14 protein-coding genes and 2 pseudogenes are annotated in these 19,609 nt (G+C 64.3%); 14 read left to right on the top strand and 2 right to left on the bottom strand.

The annotated features are described in order from the left end of the window. The first annotated feature begins 65 nt into the window (after positions 1–65). Entirely contained in the window at positions 66–692 is a 627-nt protein-coding gene (locus ACVWYI_RS34485) for a hypothetical protein (protein WP_456664303.1), read from the top strand. A 73-nt stretch (positions 693–765) separates the two neighbouring features. Continuing rightward, positions 766–1,392, top strand: a complete 627-nt coding sequence (locus tag ACVWYI_RS34480; RefSeq protein ID WP_456648290.1) for a hypothetical protein — start codon at positions 766–768, stop codon at positions 1,390–1,392. A 147-nt stretch (positions 1,393–1,539) separates the two neighbouring features. Here the strand turns inward: ACVWYI_RS34480 and ACVWYI_RS34475 are convergent, their stop codons facing one another. Continuing rightward, positions 1,540–2,676: an alpha-hydroxy acid oxidase gene (locus tag ACVWYI_RS34475; RefSeq protein ID WP_354052584.1), complete on the bottom strand. Its 1,137-nt coding sequence runs from the start codon at positions 2,674–2,676 to the stop codon at positions 1,540–1,542. A gap of 132 nt (positions 2,677–2,808) precedes the next feature. On the opposite strand from ACVWYI_RS34475, the gene ACVWYI_RS34470 reads away from it, so the two are divergent. From ACVWYI_RS34470 to ACVWYI_RS34415, 12 genes and pseudogenes are all read left to right on the top strand, one after another. Continuing rightward, positions 2,809–2,976, top strand: coding sequence for a hypothetical protein (locus tag ACVWYI_RS34470; protein ID WP_247353068.1), 168 nt, complete (start codon positions 2,809–2,811; stop codon positions 2,974–2,976). 221 nt (positions 2,977–3,197) lie between these two features. Further along, positions 3,198–4,541 carry a phosphoglucosamine mutase gene (gene glmM, locus ACVWYI_RS34465; protein WP_456664302.1) on the top strand — a complete coding sequence of 448 codons (1,344 nt, stop codon included), beginning with the start codon at positions 3,198–3,200 and terminating at the stop codon, positions 4,539–4,541. A gap of 96 nt (positions 4,542–4,637) precedes the next feature. Then, complete coding sequence (locus tag ACVWYI_RS34460; protein ID WP_456664301.1) at positions 4,638–5,888, top strand: MFS transporter; 1,251 nt, start codon at positions 4,638–4,640, stop codon at positions 5,886–5,888. A gap of 226 nt (positions 5,889–6,114) precedes the next feature. Further along, positions 6,115–6,942 (top strand): outer membrane protein, encoded by an 828-nt coding sequence (locus ACVWYI_RS34455; RefSeq protein WP_247353070.1) that lies wholly within the window; start codon positions 6,115–6,117, stop codon positions 6,940–6,942. A gap of 168 nt (positions 6,943–7,110) precedes the next feature. Continuing rightward, the gene (locus tag ACVWYI_RS34450; protein ID WP_354052580.1) at positions 7,111–7,989 is read left to right on the top strand and encodes an outer membrane protein; all 879 of its coding nucleotides are present in this window, start codon (positions 7,111–7,113) and stop codon (positions 7,987–7,989) included. Between the two features lie 68 nt (positions 7,990–8,057). After that, a complete protein-coding gene (locus ACVWYI_RS34445; protein WP_456664300.1) occupies positions 8,058–8,648 on the top strand; it encodes a glutathione S-transferase family protein in 591 nt (196 codons plus the stop codon). A 25-nt stretch (positions 8,649–8,673) separates the two neighbouring features. After that, positions 8,674–9,138: a GNAT family N-acetyltransferase gene (locus ACVWYI_RS34440; protein WP_456664299.1), complete on the top strand. Its 465-nt coding sequence runs from the start codon at positions 8,674–8,676 to the stop codon at positions 9,136–9,138. A gap of 158 nt (positions 9,139–9,296) precedes the next feature. Beyond that, positions 9,297–9,503, top strand: coding sequence for a hypothetical protein (locus ACVWYI_RS34435; RefSeq protein ID WP_247353076.1), 207 nt, complete (start codon positions 9,297–9,299; stop codon positions 9,501–9,503). A 79-nt stretch (positions 9,504–9,582) separates the two neighbouring features. Beyond that, on the top strand, positions 9,583–10,755 hold the full coding sequence (locus ACVWYI_RS34430) for a phosphoserine transaminase (protein ID WP_247353078.1): 1,173 nt from the start codon (positions 9,583–9,585) through the stop codon (positions 10,753–10,755). Between the two features lie 119 nt (positions 10,756–10,874). Next, positions 10,875–12,466 (top strand): annotated as a pseudogene (gene serA / locus ACVWYI_RS34425) (phosphoglycerate dehydrogenase). 159 nt (positions 12,467–12,625) lie between these two features. Further along, positions 12,626–13,798 (top strand): thiolase family protein, encoded by a 1,173-nt coding sequence (locus ACVWYI_RS34420; RefSeq protein WP_247353081.1) that lies wholly within the window; start codon positions 12,626–12,628, stop codon positions 13,796–13,798. A 276-nt stretch (positions 13,799–14,074) separates the two neighbouring features. Then, positions 14,075–15,640, top strand: a complete 1,566-nt coding sequence (locus tag ACVWYI_RS34415) for an FAD-dependent monooxygenase (RefSeq protein ID WP_456664298.1) — start codon at positions 14,075–14,077, stop codon at positions 15,638–15,640. A gap of 67 nt (positions 15,641–15,707) precedes the next feature. On the opposite strand, the pseudogene ACVWYI_RS34410 reads toward ACVWYI_RS34415, so the two are convergent. After that, a pseudogene (locus ACVWYI_RS34410) lies at positions 15,708–19,107 on the bottom strand (PAS domain S-box protein). Positions 19,108–19,609 lie beyond the last annotated feature (502 nt).

Raw genomic sequence — 19,609 nt, 5'->3', positions numbered from 1 at the left:
GAGAATAGCGCGTAATCTCCGGCGTTCTATGTCCGTAGGGACCATAGGGACAATCGGAGACCATCATGTCTGTTCAACGTGCAACTTTCACACGTCCGCTCATCGCCGTCGCGATGGTGGCCGTCTCGACCCTCTCGGCACTTGCGCAAAGGGCGCCGGTGCCGACGCGCGTGCGCGGCACGATCGAAAGCGTCAATGGCGACACAATGCAGGTCAAGTCGCGCAGCGGTGAGGAAGTCAAGCTCCACATCGCCTCTGGCGTAAACGTGTCAGGCGTTACCAAAATTTCACTCGCCGACATCAAGACCGGCTCCTTTGTCGGCGCCACCACTGTGCCTGGACCGGACGGCGGTGCGAACGCGGTCGAGGTCCACGTGTTTCCCGAGAGCATGCGCGGCACCGGCGAGGGCTCGCGGCCCTATGACCTCAAGCCCAACTCCAGCATGACCAATGCGACCGTGTCGGAGAGCGTGGTCGGCAATGACGGCCATACGCTGCTGGTCAAATACAAGGACGGCGAGAAGAAGGTGTTCGTCGCCGACAGCACGCCGGTGGTGACCTTTGTGCCCGGCGACAAATCCGATCTGAAGGCCGGCGCCAAGGTGATCGCCTTCATGAAGCAGCTGCCGGACGGCTCATTCGAGACCAACCGCGTCAGCGTCGGACGCGATGGTCTGACACCGCCGATGTGATTATTGCAGCCGGAAATAGCGGTGGTCACGCGGGGTTGCCGTATTGATCGCCGCAACTCCCTGGAGGGATATCATGCCGAAAGTGAACAACTGGATGCCACGCCTCGTCGTGGCCGCATTCGCCGCTTGCATCGTTACGTCATCCGTCTCGGCGCAGCAGGCGCCGACGGTCCGCATCCGCGGCACCATCGAGAGCGTCGACGGCAACATGCTCGATATCAAGACCCGCGAAGGTACTGACGTGAAAGTGCGCATGACGGACAACGTCGCCGTCTTCGCGGTGGTGAAGACCTCGCTGTCGGAGATCAAGGACGGCTCCTATATCGGCGTCACCGGCCTGCCCGAGCCCGACGGCACCCAGAAGGCGATCGCCGTGCACATCTTCCCCGAAAACCAGCGCGGCGCGGCCGAAGGTTTTCGTCCCTGGGACGCCCGCGCCAATTCGACCATGACCAACGCCACGGTCTCACAGACGGTGAAGGGCACAGACGGCCAGAACATCACGGTCAAGTACAAGGACGGTGAGAAGAAAGTCGTGGTTCCGCCGGACACGCCGATCGTCACCTTCGTCGCGAGCGACAAATCCGAGCTCAAGCCCGGCGCCAAGCTGATCATTTTTGGTGCGGCGAAGAAGGACGATGGTTCGCTGGAAGCCAACCGGGTGAATGTCGGCAGGGACGGCGTGACGCCGCCGATGTGAGGCGTGAAACTGGCCGAGCCGTAGCCATCCTAGTCCGGCGCGCTAATACAAGGGTGGGCAAAGGCGCGCAAGCGCTGTGCCCACCATCTTTCAACGATCGCGGCAAAAATGGTGGGCACGCTTTCGCTTTGCCCACCCTGCGCCGCCTCACATCGCAATGATATGATCGTCGATCTCGTCGATCCTGTTGACGCCGCACAGGCCCATGGTGGTGAGCAGCTCCTTCTGGATGATGTCGATCGCCTTGGCGACGCCGGCCTGACCCCCGGCACCCAGGCCATAGGCGTAGGCGCGGCCGATCATGCAGGACTTTGCGCCGAGCGCGAGCGCGCGCATCACGTCCTGGCCGGAGCGGATGCCGCCGTCGAACATGATCTCCATCCTGTCACCGACCGCGTCGGCGATCTCGGGCAGCACCTCGATCGATGACGGCGCGCCGTCGAGCTGACGGCCGCCATGGTTCGACACGACGAGCGCCTGCGCGCCGGTCTTGGCGGCCTCCTCGGCGTCCTCGACGTCCAGAATGCCCTTGATGACGAGCTTGCCCGGCCAGATGCTGCGGACCCACTCGATGTCCTTCCAGTTCAGCGAGGTGTCGAACTGCGAGGCGGTCCACTCCGCGAGGCGATTGAGGTCCTCGGTGTTCTTCACGTGGCCGGCGATGTTGCCGAAGGTGCGGCGCTTGCCCTGCAGCACGCCGGAGACCCACGCCGGCTTGGTCGCGAAATCCAAAAATTTCGACAGCGTCCACTCGGGGGGGATCGTCATGCCGTTCTTGATATCGGCATGACGCTGGCCGATGACCTGGAGGTCAACGGTGAGCACGAGGGCGCTGCACTTGGCGGCCATCGCGCGCTGGATCAGCTCCTTGATGAAGCCGCGGTCCTTCATCACGTAGAGCTGGAACCAGAACGGCTTCTCGACATTGGCCGCGATGTCCTCGATCGAGCAGATCGACATCGTCGACTGCGTGAACGGGATACCGGCGGCTTGCGCGGCGCGGCAGGCATGAATCTCACCATCGCCATGTTGCATGCCGAGCAGGCCCACAGGCGCGAGCATCAGCGGCATGGTCGAGGGCTCGCCGAGGATCGTGGTCGCGGTGTCGCGTTTGGAGACGTCGACCAGGATGCGCTGGCGGAACTTGATCGCCTGCATGTCATCGCGGTTGGCGCGCAGCGTTTCCTCGGCGTAGGAGCCGCGGTCGCAATAATCGAAGAACGCCTTCGGCACGCGGCGCTGATGCAGTGTGCGAAGATCGTCGATACAGGTGATATGCTTCATGAATTTTTCCCCGGCCCGTCTTTGCATCAGGAGTCTTGCATCGGAAGTCTTGCATCGGAAGATCGAGGGGTCATCTAGCATGGTTGGATGCTCAGCCAAATCGTTTGCATCCTTTGTGGAGAGGAGGTCGCCATGACGAGACCGCACGCCGGACCGACTCCGGAAGAGATCAAGGAGAAGCATGATCTCGAGGAAGCGCTGGAAGAAGGTCTGGAAGAGACCTTTCCGGGCTCCGATCCCGTCAACGTCACCCAGCCGGCGCCGAGCCGCGGCGACGGCCATGTGAAGCGCTCCAGCTAGGGGCGGGTTCCGCGCTGTTTCGGCATTTTTCGCCGGGAATATAGTGTTAACAAGACGTTATCGGCGCCGTGGCGCGCCGGGTTCCGTAATGATTGATCATATTTTTTGAAGCCAAGTTAGCCGTGATGGCTCTATAAGAGCTCAGCAAATCAGGGATGCGGGGCCCGTTGGGGCACCCGAAGGTTGTAGTGGGGACCCCTGGTTGTTGCGTGGGGGACGATATGAGCCGCAAATATTTCGGGACGGACGGGATCCGGGGCCGCGCCAACGGACTGATCACGCCGGAGCTCGCGCTCAAGGTCGGCCAGGCCGCAGGCCTTGCGTTTCAGCGCGGTGACCACCGCCACCGGGTCGTGATCGGCAAGGACACCCGGCTGTCCGGCTACATGATCGAATACGCGATGGTCGCGGGCTTCACCTCGGTCGGTATGGACGTGCTGCTGGTCGGCCCGATGCCGACGCCGGCGGTGGCGATGCTGACCAAGTCGATGCGCGCCGATCTCGGCGTGATGATCTCGGCCTCGCACAATCTGTTCGAGGACAACGGCATCAAGCTGTTCGGCCCGCAGGGCTTCAAGCTCTCCGACGACGTCGAGAAGCAGATCGAGCAGCTGCTCGACGAGCCCATCGGCAAGCGTCTCGCACAGAGCGCCAGTCTCGGCCGCGCCCGCCGCATCGACGGCGTGCATGACCGCTATATCGAATTCGCCAAGCGCACGCTGCCGCGCGATCTGTCGCTCGACGGCCTGCGCGTCGTGGTCGATTGCGCCAATGGCGCCGCCTACAAGGTGGTGCCGGAAGCGCTGTGGGAGCTGGGCGCCGACGTGATTCCGATCGGCGTCGAGCCCGATGGCTTCAACATCAACAAGGAATGCGGCTCCACCTCGCCGGAAGCCTTGTCGAAGAAGGTCCGCGAAATGCGCGCCGACATCGGCATCGCGCTCGACGGCGACGCCGACCGCGTCATCCTGGTCGACGAGCGCGGCCATATCGTCGACGGCGACCAGTTGCTCGCGGTGATCGCGCAGAGCTGGAAGGAAGACGGACGGCTGTCGCGGCCGGGCATCGTCGCCACCGTGATGTCGAACCTGGGGCTTGAGCGTTTCCTCAAGGGGCAGGGGCTCGATCTCGTGCGCACGCCGGTCGGCGACCGCTACGTGCTCGAGCAGATGCTGAACGGCGGCTACAATCTCGGTGGCGAGCAGTCCGGCCACATCATCCTGTCCGACTATGCCACCACCGGCGACGGCTTCGTTGCCGCATTGCAGGTGCTTGCCGTGGTGCAGAAGCTGCGCCGCCCGGTGTCGGAAGTCTGCCACCGCTTCGATCCGCTGCCGCAGATCCTCAAGAACGTCCGCCACAAGGGCGGCAAGCCGCTCGACGACACCAGCGTCAAATCGGCGATCTCCGACGGCGAGCAACGGCTCAACGGCCATGGCCGCCTGCTGATCCGCTCTTCCGGCACCGAGCCGGTGATCCGCGTCATGGCCGAGGGCGAAGACCGCGTCCTGGTCGAGGACGTCGTCGACACCATCGTCTCGGCGCTCGGACAGGCGGCGGCCTAGGCGCATCCCAGCCATCGACGATTGGCGGTGGCTTGGCCGCCCCGGTCATCGTAGTTAGGCCGTGCGGCGGTTCGCCGCGCCTGCCGGGATATTCCATTGAACAAGCCTGTCATCGTCTCCGAGGAAACGCTGACCGAGCCCGTCGTCATCAGCGACGTGACGCCGGCGGCGAAGTCGGCCGCAGGGCCGGCCTATGTCGTGCTTGCCGGCATCAGCTTCTCGCACTTCCTCAACGACACCATGCAGTCGCTGATCGCTTCGGTGTATCCTATCCTGAAGGACACCTACGCGCTCGACTTCGCGCAGATCGGCATGATCACGCTGGCGTTCCAGTTCACGGCCTCGCTGCTCCAGCCAGTGGTCGGCCACTACACCGACAAAAAGGCGCAGCCCTATTCGCTGTCGATCGGCATGGCCTCGACCTTCTTCGGTCTCTTGCTGCTCAGCGCCGCCCACCAATATCTCGTCATCCTCGTCGCCGCCGCGCTGGTCGGTCTCGGCTCGGCAGTGTTTCATCCCGAATCCGCGCGCATCGCGCGGCTCGCCTCCGGCGGCCGCTACGGCTTTGCGCAATCGGTGTTCCAGCTCGGCGGCAGTTTTGGCACCTCGATGGGACCGGTATTGGCCGCGCTCATCGTCGTGCCGTTCGGGCAGGGCAGCATCGCCTGGTTTTCCTCGATCGCTTTCCTCGCGATCCTCATCCTCTGGCGCATCGGCCGCTGGTACGAACCGCAGATCAAGGCGAAGAAGACGGTCGCGATCGAGACCCATCCCGACGCGCCGAGCTCGCGTCGCGTCACCGTTGCGCTCCTCGTGCTGGTCGCGCTGCTGTTCTCGAAACAGCTCTACGTCTCGAGCCTGTCGAGCTATTACATCTTCTATCTGATCGACCGCTTTGGCGTGTCGACCCAGGCGGCGCAGATGTATCTCTTCGTTTTCCTCGCAGCGAACGCGGTCGGCGCTTTTCTCGGCGGTCCCCTGGGCGATCGCTACGGCCGCAAGATCGTGATCTGGATCTCGATCCTGGGCGCGCTGCCGTTCACGCTGGCGCTGCCCTATGCGGGGCTCTATGCGAGCGCGGTGCTCTCGGTGATCATCGGCCTGATCATCTCTTCGACGACGTCGTCGATCATCGTGTTCGCGCAGGAGCTGGTACCGCATCGCTTCGGCATGATCTCCGGCGTGTTCTTCGGCGTCGCCTTCGGCATCGGGGGCCTGGGCGCGGCCGTGCTCGGCAAGCTCGCCGACCACACCTCGATCGAGTTCGTCTACCAGGTCTGTGCCTATCTGCCGGCGATCGGCCTGCTCGCGGTGTTCCTGCCCAAGCTGCCGCGGCACGTCCGTTAACGCATCCTGTCTTGCCGCAACGCGGCTTCATACAACGTTAGCAATTGCGACGTTCAGCCGCCGCATTTTTGCAGCGCTCTTGCCGCATCGGCGTGTGAGTTGAGAAAAAATCAACCTTAAAAATTAGGGTTAAGTGGCGCTTAAACATTTGCTGGCATCGTCCGGGCCGTGAGTTTCCAGAACGTGAGGCGCCGTATTTGCCTCACCGGCCAAAAGGACGAAGCCAATGCGTAGCGTTAAGTCTCTCCTTGCCGCGGGTGCGGCAACCCTGATGTCCTCGATGGCGTTCGCCGCCGACATGCCGATCGCAGCGCCCCCTCCGATGTACGCGCCCCCGCCGCCGCCCTCGGACTTCGGCGGCTGGTATCTGCGCGGCGACGTCGGCATGACCAACCAGAGCGCCAAGCGCATCGACAGTGCGACTGCAGCAGCGTTCCCGACCACGACGACGGGGCTCGGTTTCGACTCCTCGCCGCTGTTCGATCTCGGCGTCGGCTATCGCTTCAACAACTGGTTCCGCGCCGACTTGATCGGTCAGTACCGCGGCAAGGCCAATCTGCACGGTGCGGACAACGTCATTGCGCCCGGCTTCGTTGGCTCCAACAATTACAGCGGCAGCAAGTCCGAGTGGGTCGTCATGGCGAATGCCTATGTCGATCTCGGCACTTGGTGGTGCATCACGCCGTTCATCGGCGCCGGTGTCGGCGGCTCCTACAACAAGATCAGCGGCTTCCGTGACGACGGCGTGTCATACAGCCCGTTGCTGAACAACAGCGTCGCCTACTTCGCCGACAACGGGAAGTGGAATTTGGCCTGGGCGGCTCACGCCGGTCTCGCCTACAGGGTCAATCCCGGGTTCACGGTCGAACTGGCCTACAGCTACATGAACCTCGGAGACGCGGCGCCCGGCAACTACCGCTTGTTCGACAACAGCGCCTCCGGTCCGTCCACGATCAAGATCAAGGAGCTCACCTCGCACGATATCAAGCTCGGCGTGCGCTGGGATCTCAACAGCCCGCCGGCCTATATGCCGCCGCTCGTCACCAAGGGCTGATCGTCAGCCTGATCGCTTTAGACTTCTTAACGGCGCGGGATCATCCCGCGCCGTTTTGCTTTGCGCATTTTTCATGGCTTCACCGCGACGAAAGTCCCCGGCGCAACCATTGGTTAAGGTTAACGGGCCATGATCACGAGCGAAAGTTCGAGTTCGATGGAGCGTTCGATGCGTAGGCTTTTGTTGGCGGCGGCGATATTGGGGACGGTCTCTGCCGCGCACGCGGCCGATCTCTCTGACCTGCCCATCCTGCGCGGCAGCTTCACGGACGGGCTGTCGAAGACGTCCCACAACTGGGACGGTTTCTATGTCGGCGGCCAGTTCGGCTTTGCCACGACCGACGTCGATTTCAGTCACGCCCCAAAGACGATGACCGACTTCATGCTTCGCAACAGCATCCTCCAGGCGCCGGTCGGCGGCTGGGCGCTGCTGCCGAGTAACCACGTGCAGTCGACCGGGTTTGGCGCCTATGTCGGCCGCAATTGGCAGCTCTACGATGCGGTGTTCGGCGTCGAGGCCAATTACAGCTACATGAACAATCTGTCGAGCTCGGCGAGCGATTCCATGGCGCGATTGCTCCCTGGCGAAACGGCTCCGACTGGCCATACTTATACCTACGCCACCACGCTCGGTGGTGGTGCTGCGCTGAAGCTCAAGGATTACGCAACCTTCCGCGGCCGCGTCGGCTGGGACGGGGGCGACTTCATGCCGTATGCCTTTGCCGGCTTGGCAATCGGACGCGCCGAAGTTTCGAGATTTGCGACAGTATCCTGGCAGAAGTACGATGACTTCGACGACGTCGTAGTCAACGGCGGCATAGCCACAACGGTTCATAGACATCTGCCCGCCGGTTCGGACACACTGTCCAAGACTGAGCTGCGCACCAACAGCTTCATGTACGGATGGACGGCCGGTATCGGTGTCGAGTACGCGATCTGCGGCAACATCCTGCTTCGCGGCGAATGGGAGCATGTCGGCTTTTCGAACGTGAAGGACATCACGGTCGGCCTGAACAACTTCCGCGTCGGCGCTGGTTACCAGTTCTGAGCCGTCCGCTTCCTGTTGACAGCCTTGTTTCCTCCTGATGCTCTGTCGCTGAACGCACGGGGGCAGAGATGCGGATCTACGGCGATACCAATTCCGGCAATTGTCTGAAGGTGAAGTGGGTCTGCGACAAGCTCGCGTTGCCTTACCGATGGATCGAAATAGATACGCGCAAGGGCGAGACGCGCACGCCGCAATTCCTCGAGATGAACGGCGCCGGCCAGGTGCCAGCCGTCGCCTTCGACGACGGTCGCACGCTGGCGCAATCCAATGCCATCATCCGCTATCTCGCACGCGACAGCGCGCTCGTTCCGCGCGATGCCTTCACGGCCGCCAAGATGGACGAGTGGCTGTTCTGGGAACAATACAGCCACGAGCCCTATATCGCGGTGTGCCGCTTCCGGCTCATCTATCTCGGCAAGGGCGCCTCCGAGCTCGATCCTGAAAAGGTCAAGCGCGGCTATGCGGCGCTCGACCGCATGGAGCAGCATCTCGCCGGCAGCCGTTTCCTTGCTGGGGACGCGGTTTCGCTCGCCGACGTGTCGCTGCTCGCCTATACCCGCGTTGCGCATGAAGGCGGCTTCGATCTCGGCCGCTTTGCCGCCGTCCGCCGCTGGATCGCCGAAACCGAGACCTTTCTCAGGCTTCCCAAGGTGCGTTAAGGCGCGCTGAGGCAGGAGTATCGCAATGAACGCAGAATCCGTCTCCATTCGTCCGGCGCGCCGCGAGGATGTTGCTGCGATCGTCGCGATGCTCGCCGACGATCGTCTCGGGAGCGCACGCGAGCGCGTGGAAGATCCGTTGCCTGCGGTCTATTACGAGGCATTCGCGCGGGTCGAGCGCGATGAAAATCTCCAGCTCGTGGTTGCCGAGAGCGAGGGCAGGGTGGTCGGCTGCCTGCAACTCGCGATCCTGCCCGGCATCAGCTCGCAGGGCGGTATGCGCGGTCTGCTCGAAGATGTCCGCGTCGCTTCCGATTGCCGCAGCCGCGGCATCGGCGAGCAATTGGTGCAATGGGCGGTGACCGAAGCGAAAGCGCGCGGCTGCAATCTGGTCGAATTGCTAACTCATCGGACGCGAACAGATGCGCAGCGCTTCTACAAGCGGCTCGGATTTACATCGAGCCACGTCGGCATGACTGTTCGCTTTTGATGCAACGCGCCGCGAGCGTTGCACGATCAGCGAAATCGGATCGCGTGTTCGGTCATGTTAAGAGCTGATAAACTACCCGTTCGTGGTTCACGTGGAACCGGGAGCGAACGGTGCTACGGCAGCGTCTGCAACCGGGCTCGGTCGGTTCGGGGATTTCGATGAAAAGCTATTCGATAATCAAGGTCGGCAACGATTACGTCGTGCAGGCCAATGACAAATGCATTTTGAAAGTCGGCAGCCGCCGCCGTGCCGCGCAATTGATCAGCGATGCCACGGGCTTGCTGAACGCGCTTGCAGTGGTCGAATCCCCGGATATCGCACCGGAGGCGCCATCACTCGCGCGTGAGGTCCCGGAACTTCCTTGACGACTCTTCCCGTTTCCCGTATCAGCCGCGGCGGGACACCTCCCCCCAACGGGAGGCTTACTATCTGGAAGGGTAGACTATGACTGTAGCGAAGCCCGCTTCGCGGCCGAACGTGCCGCATTTTTCCTCCGGCCCCTGCGCCAAGCGCCCCGGATGGAATGCCCAAAATCTCAAGGACGCAGCGCTCGGCCGTTCGCATCGCGCGAAGGTCGGCAAGACCAAACTCAAGCTCGCGATCGACTTGACGCGCGAAGTGCTTGAAGTGCCCGCCGATTATCGCATCGGCATCGTGCCGGCCTCCGATACCGGCGCGGTCGAGATGGCGCTGTGGTCGATGCTGGGTGCGCGGCCCGTCACCACGCTCGCCTGGGAATCCTTCGGCGAAGGCTGGGTCAGCGACATCGTCAAGGAATTGAAGCTCAAGGACGTCACCAAGCTCAACGCTGGCTACGGTGAACTCCCCGACCTCTCCAAGGTCGATCCGAAGTCCGACGTCGTCTTCACTTGGAACGGCACCACATCAGGCGTGCGCGTGCCGAACGCTGACTGGATCAGCGCGACCCGCGAAGGCCTGACCATCTGCGACGCCACCTCGGCCGCGTTCGCGCAAGCCCTCGACTGGGCCAAGCTCGACGTCGTCACCTTCTCCTGGCAGAAGGCGCTCGGCGGCGAGGCCGCGCACGGCATGCTGATCCTGTCGCCCCGCGCGGTGGAACGGCTCGAAACCTACAAGCCGGCCTGGCCGCTGCCGAAAATCTTCCGCATGACCAAGGGCGGCAAGATCAACGAGGGCATCTTCGTCGGCGAGACCATCAACACGCCGTCGATGCTCTGCGTCGAGGATTATCTCGACGCGCTGAACTGGGGCAAGTCGATCGGCGGCCTGAAGGCGCTGATCGCGCGCGCCGACGCCAACACCAAGGTGCTCGCCGACTGGAAGGCGAAGACGCCGTGGATCGACTTCCTCGCCAAGGACGCCGCGATCCGCTCCAACACTTCGGTGTGCCTGAAGTTCACCGATCACGCGATCACCTCGCTCTCCGAGGACGCGCAGGCTGACTTCTCCAAGAAGCTGGTGGCGCTGGTCGAGAAGGAAGGCGCGGGCTACGACTTCGCGTACTACCGCGATGCGCCCGCCGGCCTGCGCATCTGGTGTGGTGCGACCGTCGAGGCCAGTGATGTCGCGCTGCTGACGCAGTGGATCGACTGGGCTTTTGCCGAGACCAAGGCCGCGCTCGCCAAGGCGGCGTGAGCTTTCTTTCTTAGCCTCTCCCCGAACGAACGGGGAGAGGGAGAAGAAACCGCTCCGAGACATCAACTTATTCCGGTCGACGGCCGCCCTGGTTTCAGGGAAGGTAGAGGATTATCCCCATGACTAAACCCAAAGTTCTCATTTCCGATGCGCTCTCTCCCGCAGCCGTGCAGATTTTCAAAGACCGCGGCGTTGAGGTCGATTTCCAGCCCAATCTCGGCAAGGACAAGGACAAGCTCGCCGAGATCATCGGCAATTACGACGGCCTTGCGATCCGCTCCGCGACGAAAGCGACCGCCAAGATCCTCGAGAAGGCCACCAACCTCAAGGTAATCGGCCGCGCCGGGATCGGCGTCGACAACGTCGAGATTCCCGCCGCCACGGCCAAGGGCATCATCGTGATGAACACGCCGTTCGGCAATTCGATCACGACCGCCGAGCACGCCATCACCCTGATGCTGGCGCTGGCGCGCGAGATTCCGCAGGCGGACGCTTCGACCCAGGCCGGCAAGTGGGAAAAGAATCGCTTCATGGGTGTCGAGATCACCGGCAAGGTGCTCGGCGTCGTCGGCTGCGGCAACATCGGCTCGATCGTCGCCGACCGCGCGCTCGGCCTGCGCATGAAGGTGATCGCGTTCGATCCGTTCCTGTCGCCGGAGCGCGCCAGGGACATCGGGGTCGAGAAGGTCGATCTCGACGATCTCCTGAAGCGCGCCGATTTCATCACGCTGCATACGCCGCTGACCGAGAAGACCAAGAACATCATCGATGCTGCCGCGATCGCCAGGATGAAGAAGGGCGTGCGCCTGATCAACTGCGCCCGCGGCGGCCTCGTCGACGAGCAGGCCGTGGTCGACGCCTTGAATTCCAAGCATATCGCGGGCGCCGCCTTCGACGTCTTCGTCGAGGAGCCCGCCACTGCGAACGTGCTGTTCGGTCACCCCAACGTGATCTGCACGCCGCATCTCGGCGCGTCCACCACCGAAGCGCAGGAGAACGTCGCGCTCCAGGTCGCCGAGCAGATGTCGGATTACCTGCTGACCGGCGCGATCTCGAATGCCGTCAACTTCCCCTCGATCACCGCGGAAGAGGCGCCGAAGCTGAAGCCGTTCATCACGCTCGCCGAGAAGCTCGGCTCGTTTGCCGGCCAGCTCACCGAGACCGGCATCCTCAAGGTCGAGATCACCTATGAAGGCCACGTCGCCGAGATGAAGATCAAGGCGATCACCTCTGCGGTATTGTCGGGCCTGCTGCGGCCGATGCTGGGCGAGGTCAACGTCGTGTCCGCGCCCGTCGTCGCCAAGGAGCGCGGCATGGTGGTCGACGAGATCGTGCGCGCCGCGCAGAGCGACTATGAGAGCCTGATCACCGTGACGGTCGCGACCGAACGCCAGGAGCGCTCGGTCTCCGGCACCGTCTATCACGACGGCAAGCCGCGCCTCGTCGACATCAAGGGCATCCGCGTCGACGCCGAGTTCGGCAAGTCGATGATCTACGTCACCAACGAGGACAAGCCGGGCTTCATCGGCAAGTTCGCAGGGCTTCTCGGCGACGCCAAGATCAACATCGCGACCTTCCATCTCGGCCGTGTCGAGCAGGGCGGCGATGCCATCGCGCTGGTCGAAGTCGACGGCGCGGTGCCGGCACCGATCTGCTCGCAAAGGTGCAGGCCCTGCCGCAGGTCAAGCAGGTCAAGGCGCTGACGTTCTGATACGCCCACATATTCCGACCAGCGGAACAACGCCGCCCTCTCGCGAGGGCGGCGTTTTGTTTGGCTGGTAGGCCCCAGTAATTTCCCCGCCGCCTGCAAACTTTGTGTACCAATGGCGCCCAGGACGCTCCGTACCATCGTTCGAAAAGGGAGAAGACAATGCGTGAAGCCGTCATCGTTTCCTATGCGCGCACGGGCCTCGCAAAATCCGGCCGCGGCGGGTTCAACATCACGCCGCCGATGTCGCTGGCGGCCCACGCCATCCAGCACGCGGTGAACCGCGCCGGTGTCGAGAAGGACTATGTCGAGGATTGCTATCTCGGCAATTGCGCCCATGGCGCGCCGAACATCGGCCGCCAGGCCGCGCTGCTCGCCGGCCTGCCGACGACCACCGCCGGCGTCTCGGTGAACCGCTTCTGCTCGTCGGGGCTGCAGACCATCGCGATGGCCGCCAACTCGATCCGCTCCGACGGCGCCGATTGCATCGTCGCCGGCGGCGTCGAGAGCATCTCGATGCCGGGCGGCGGGACGCCGAAGGAGACGATCGATCCGGAATTGCTCAAGGTCGCGCCTGACATCTTCATGGCGATGATCGACACCGCCGACATCGTCGCCGAGCGCTACAAGCTCAGCCGCGAATACCAGGACGAGTTCTCGCTGGAATCGCAGCGCCGCATGGCGGCGTCCCAGCAGGCGGGAAAATACAAGGACGAGATCGTCCCGATGAAGACCAGGATGAAGGTCGTCGACAAGCAGACCAAGGCGGAGAGCATCGTCGACTACGTCGTCGATCGCGACGAGTGCAATCGCCCCGAGACCACGCTGGAAGGTCTCGCCAAGCTCGAGCCGGTGAAGGGCCCCGGCAAGTCCGTCACCGCCGGCAATGCCAGCCAGCTCTCGGACGGCGCCGCCGCCGTGGTGCTGATGGAAGCCAAGGACGCGGAGAAGCGCGGCCTGAAGCCGCTCGGCCGCTTCGTCGCCTGGGCGACCGCCGGCTGCGAGCCCGACGAGATGGGCATCGGCCCGGTGTTCGCGATTCCGAAACTGCTCAAGCGCACCGGCCTGAAGATCGACGACATTGATCTGTGGGAGCTCAACGAGGCGTTCGCCAGCCAGTGCCTCTACTCCCGCGACAAGCTCGGCATCGATCCCGCCAAGTACAACGTCAACGGCGGCTCGATCGCGATCGGCCATCCCTTCGGCATGACCGGCGCCCGGCTCACCGGCCACCTGCTGCAGGAAGGCGCCCGCCGCAAGGCCAAGTGGGGCGTCGTGACGATGTGCATCGGCGGCGGCCAGGGCGGCGCGGGCCTGTTCGAGATCTATAGCTGAGATCAAGCGATATGAATGCGAAGGGCACGGCGCCGCAAGCGTGGTGCCTTTTTCGTTGCGCGTCGATCGCCACGAAACTATATAGCTCGTGTCGGAAAAGGCAGACTTGGTCTGGTGAGCCCAAGTCCTTTCGGTAACGAAAGCTCTGGTCTTTGGCCTTGTGCACGAGATCCCCACGACGAACATCGGACGCCGCCAAGGCGCCCCATCGTTCGTCCGTGTGATTCTCGAAGCCCAGGGAACGCTCCGGTCGAACATCGACCACAGGAGCGTCTCATGCAAACTCAATCCTCGAATCTGCAATCCTCTAGTCCATACGACGTCGTCGTTGCGGGTGCCGGCCCAGTCGGCCTGTTTCTCGCGTGCGAGTTGCGGCTCGCCGGTCTCCAGGTCCTGGTGCTGGAGCAATCGCAAGACCCGCATTCGGCGCTGAAGCAACTCCCGTTCGGCCTGCGCGGCCTTTCGATCCCCACGCTCGAGGCGTTCCACCGGCGTGGCTTGCTGGACGATATCGTGGCCGCGCAGCACCTTGCCTCAGGCGCCATCAAGTCCGCTGCCCATTGGATGCAGCAGACCCGACGGCCCGCAGGTCATTTCGCCGGCATCCAGTTCTATCAGGACAACATCGATGTTGCGAAGTGGCCCTGGCGTCTGCCGACGCCGGCCGATGCCGGCGTCGCGGTCGATATGGAAACTCTCGAATCCGTTCTGGCCGCGCGCGCATCCCGCCTGGGCGTCGAAATCCGGCGCGGCTTCGGCGTCGATGCCGTTGCCGCTTCAGACGAAGACGTAATGGTGCAGGCGGCCGGCGAGACCTTCCGGGGACGCTGGCTCGTCGGTTGCGACGGCGGCCGCAGCACGGTGCGGAAGATGAGAGGCTTCGACTTCGTCGGCACCGACCCCGAATTCACAGGCTATTCCGTCGAAGTCGAGCTGGCCGATCCGGACAAGCTAAGCCCGGGCCGCAACTACACGCCGACGGGCGTGTATACCTTTGCGCAGCGAGGGACGATCGCGATGGTCGATTTCGACGGTGGTGCCTTCCACCGGACCGAGCCGATCACACCCGAGCATGTGCAGAAGGTCCTGCGACGAGTCTCCTGCACGGACGTCACCATCACAGCGCTTCGGCTTGCCGCCACCTGGACGGATCGGGCCTATCAGGCCACGACATATCGCAAGGGGCGCGTGCTCCTGGCCGGCGACGCCGCCCACATCCACTCGCCGCTCGGCGGCCAAGGCCTCAATCTCGGTCTCGGCGATGCGATGAATCTCGGTTGGAAGCTGACGGCTGCGATCCGCGGAGATGCGCCCGCCGACCTCCTCGACACCTATTCGCGCGAGCGGCATCCGGTCGGCGCGCAGATCCTCGACTGGTCGCGCGCGCAGGTCGCGATCATGCGGCCGACGCCGAGCACGCGCGCGCTCCAGGCCATCATGCGCGATCTGATCGCGACCCGGGACGGTGCGAGCTATTTCGCCGAACGCGTGCGCGGCGTTTCGCTCCGCTACGATCTCGGCGGCGGCCATCCGCTTGTGGGCCGCAGTGTTCCCGATTTCGAATTGTTCGATGGAACGACGGTCGGAGAACGCCTCCGGACGGCGAAAGGTCTATTGCTGGATTTTGACGCTCGATCACCGCTTCAAGCGCTTGCGAGCCGCTGGAGTGGTCGGATCGATTACGTCGCTGATGACGTCAGGGATCGGCTGGGCCTGAGCGCCGTGCTGGTGCGCCCCGATGGTTTTGTCGCGTGGGCCAGTGACGGTGCGGCCGACGAGAAGGAAGCTGCTCAGGCCGCATCGCGATGGTTCGGTGAATCCGCGGCGCGCGCATCTGCGTAGCCCGCATGAGCGGAGCGATATGCGGGACCTTTCACGGGTGTCGCTTCGCTCAGGCGGACTACGCCGTTCACGCCTTCGCCAGCGCCGGTGCGAACACCACCTCGATCAGCGAGCCGGAGTTCGCCGCGCTCTTGATGTTGAACCGGGCGCGGTTGGCTTCGACCAGGGCTTTGGTCAGCGACAGGCTGAGCGCCGAATTGTCTTCGGCGTCGCCAGGTGGCGGGGTGCGGAACGGCTCCATCGCGGCGGCGACTTCGCGCTCGCTAAGGCCATGACCGGTGTCGCGGATGCGAAGGGCGACCTCGCCGTGGTCGGACAGCGCCGTCGAGACGATGACCTGGCCGCCGGCGCTGGCAAGCCGGATCGAGTTCGAGATCAGATTCATGGTGATCTGCCGCATCGCGCGCGCATCCACGCTCACCTGCGGCAGCGCATGGCCGAGCGAGGTGCGGATGATGATGCGCTCGCGATTGGCCTGCGGCTGCATCACGACCACGCAGGCTTCGACGAGATCATTGAGGTTGAGGTTGGCGAAGTTGAGGTCGAGCTTGCCGGTCTCGATCCGCGACAGCTCGAGCAGATCGTCGATGATGGCGATCACGCGCTCGCCGGAGGCGCGGATGTCCTTCATGTACTCGCCGTAGCGCTCGTTGCCGAGCGTGCCGAAACGTTCGGAGATCATCACCTCGGAAAAGCCGATGATGGCGTTGAGCGGCGTGCGGATCTCGTGGCTGATCCGCGCCAGCATGTCGGCCTTGGCATTCGCCGCACCGTCGACGAGGCGGCGGGCCTGCGTCAGCTCGCTCTCGCCCTGCTTGCTGTGCGAGAGGTCGCGGAACACGGCGAAGAAGTTCGGGCCGTCGGGCCTGGTGCGGCCCATGATCATCGCGAGCGGAATGACGCCGCCCTTCTTTTCGCGCCCCAGCACCTCGCGGCCGTGGTCGAGCAGGCTCGCGATGTCCTGGCTCTTGAGGTTTTCGAGATAGTCGATCACGACATGCTGGCTCTCCGGTGCAAACAGCGTCACCAGATTCTGCTGCATCAGCGTCTCGCCGTCATAGCCGAACAACGCCTCGGCGCTGCGGTTGCAGGCGTGGATGTTGCCCTCGGCGTCGAACATGACGATGCCCTCGGCCGTGGTGTCGAGGATCGCGGCGAGATCTTCCGCGGCCGCATCGCCGGCCTCGGGCTCGGGCGCGAAGAGGAAGGACTCCGGGACGATGGTCTCGACGACGACAGGCGAGGCGGCAACAGGTGCAGCCCACGACAGCGGCAGGATTGGGCAGCGCGCAGATCAGCGCGTGCGCGCTCTCGCCGTCCCAGTCGATCGTGTGCAGATGCGCCTCGGTGGTTGGAAGCGGCGCTTCGCCATTGGCGAGCGTCGCGCTGATCGTAACAGGCGTGCCGCCTTGCGACGTGCTGCTGGCCGCGGACACGCCCGGCTCGACATAAAGCGCATCGAGCCCGCCGGCGTTCTCCAGTGCGCTCAGGCCGGCATAGCCCATGCGCGCGAGGAAGGCGGGGTTGGCGTAGAGCAGGCGGTCGAGCCGATAGATCAAGATGCCCGTCGGCAGCAGGTCGAGCAGCGCGCGGTCGCGCGTGCTGTGGCCGTGCGCGGGCGGCGCGGGTTCGTTCAACCATTCGGCCGGTGCGTGCGGGGCTTCCGTCTCCGGCGTCGGCGGTTCGGGCTTGATCTCTGCCGCCGGCGGCTCGGATGAAGCCGCGATGGTTTCCTTGTCGCGTTCGAGGCGCTCGGACAATTGCCGGGCCAGCTCGTTGAACGCGCTGTTCTCGACCGGCGTCAGCGTCGGCGATCTGGTGTCGCCGGGCGCTCGGAACGGCAGGACATTGGGAGGCGTTTCCACTGGCGTTTCCGGATCGGTTGGGTTTGAATTCGCTGCGGTTGTGGGTTGGGGCAGTTCAGATTCAGGCTCAGGCGGCTCGATCGGCGGCGGCGGTGCCTCCGGTTCAGACTTGGCTTCGGGCTCGGGCTCGACCACGTCGGCGGACAGGCTTTGCGGCGCCGGCGGTTCGGCCAACAGTTCGAAACGCCTGAGCGCCTCGAGCCGGTTAAGGCCGTCGACATCGCGGCAGACGCCAAATCCCTTGAAGCCCGCGAAATTGCGCGCGCCGTCATAGATGGGCAGCCCTGCAAGCTCGACCGGCAGATGCTCGCCGCCATCGGCCGGCCAGTTCACGGTGATCCCGGCCCAGGTGTCCTCGCTTGCGAGCGCCTGCGCCACGCGGCTTTCAGGATCGAGCGCAAATGCGTCGGCGATCTCGCGCCACGGGCGGCCGAAGCCGGCGGCCGTGTGCGCGCCGATCAGGTGGATGAACTCGCTGGTTGCGAGCACAAAGCGGCCCTCTGCATCCATCTGCCAGAGAAAGCGCAGCGGATGCTGACGCGGTGCGGGCGGCTCTTCGTGGCCCGATGGCGGCTCGACCATGTGTGACGTGATCGGCGCGGCCTGCGGCGACACGATGGCCTCTGGCGCGTTTTCAACCGGAGTCTTGCACGCGGCTTCGGCGACGGCTTCCTCGACCGCTTCCTGGATCGTGGCGATCTCTGTCGTCGGCTCGCTCAAAGGCGGTTCGTGCGCGTTCGTCCCGGTTGCTTCCGGCGCTTCGACCGGCTCGGCAAAGGCGTCGAACAGCGCGAATTCGGATGGAGCCTCGTTCGGCAGCGCGGGTTGTGCATGCTCCGGCACGGCGGCTGGAGGCGCGGGCGGCGCAGCCTCGGGCTGAGCGATCTCCTCGCGCGCGATGTCTTCTTTGGCTTCAGGCGCAGCATCCGCCTCCGCCGTCGCAGCCACCTGCACGGCAGGCTCGATCAGCGCGACCAGGCCGACATCGGCCCCGCTGCCGACCCGTTGCAGCACCATCTGGCCGATGCCGATCGGCGTCTCGGCGCGGCCCTGGCGAAGCGCATCGCTGCGCGCCTGGTCGAGGCCGGCATCAGTGAGATCGCGGAAGCCGAGCAGGGGACGGGCGGTCTCGCTGGCGCCGACGAACAGGCCGTCGGGCGCGAACGCCGCCATCGGCACCTTGGCGTTATCGACGAGACGAAGCAGGCGCTCGACCAGCGGCATGGTGTGCAAGCCGGGGTCCATCGCGGTGACGAGGACCGCGCGGCCGCCGTCGGCGAAGTCGAGCCGCGCGCAGGCGCAGGTCATCAGCGTGCCGAGCCGCGCGCCGAAGCCGCGCAGCCGTTCGAGCCGGATGGCTCCGTTCGGAGGCAGCCGGCCGGCAAGCCGGACGACCTGGCGGCGGTGGCTGTCAGCGGGGCCGAAAGTCCTGTCCGCGAGCGCGGCGCTATGTGCCGCGCCAAACAGCTTTGCGCCGACCGGATTGGCCCAGAGCACGCGCGTGCCGTCGGTCGACCAGAGCCAGGCGGGCAGCGGGGAGGTCGCGTGCACGGCCAGCCGGGGATCGCCCACACCTCGCAACTGGAAATCCGAACTCGTCATCCGACCGGCTTCGCGTCTCGCTTGTCAGCATCAAGGTGCAAGGCTGCCGGGAATGACAGCCTTAAGAAAGGGTTAGTATCGCGCGCCGGCGCGGGCAGGTCCACGGCGCCGGTCCCTAGCGGCGGCCCAAAGCCGCGATAACCTTAATGTGGCTGACCCCGCAAGCCGCAGCGCGGTTGCATCCCCATCCTTCGCGACGCCCGCTTTTTGGCGGGTTCCTCGGGCGCCGACGCCGCCCAGCCTCATCCTGAGGAGACCGCGCAGCGGTCGTCTCGAAGGACGAGGCGCGCGCTCAAATTGCCGCCCAAATACCTCAACCGAGGGTTCCCCCGTCCGGGAACCTCATCTTTACCGAGATTAAATTTTGCAATGCACCCTCCCAACCCGTTGCGTTGCACAATGTTGACATCTTAGGCAGGCATGGTCCGGGCGCTGGGCGAGCCATCATTCGTTTCGCGTTTCCAGTCTTGGTACCCGCCAACACATGGCCCCGGTTGGCCGG

The organism is Bradyrhizobium sp. LB13.1 (genome assembly GCF_054056815.1).
This window is presented reverse-complemented; position numbering and strand designations above follow the sequence as displayed.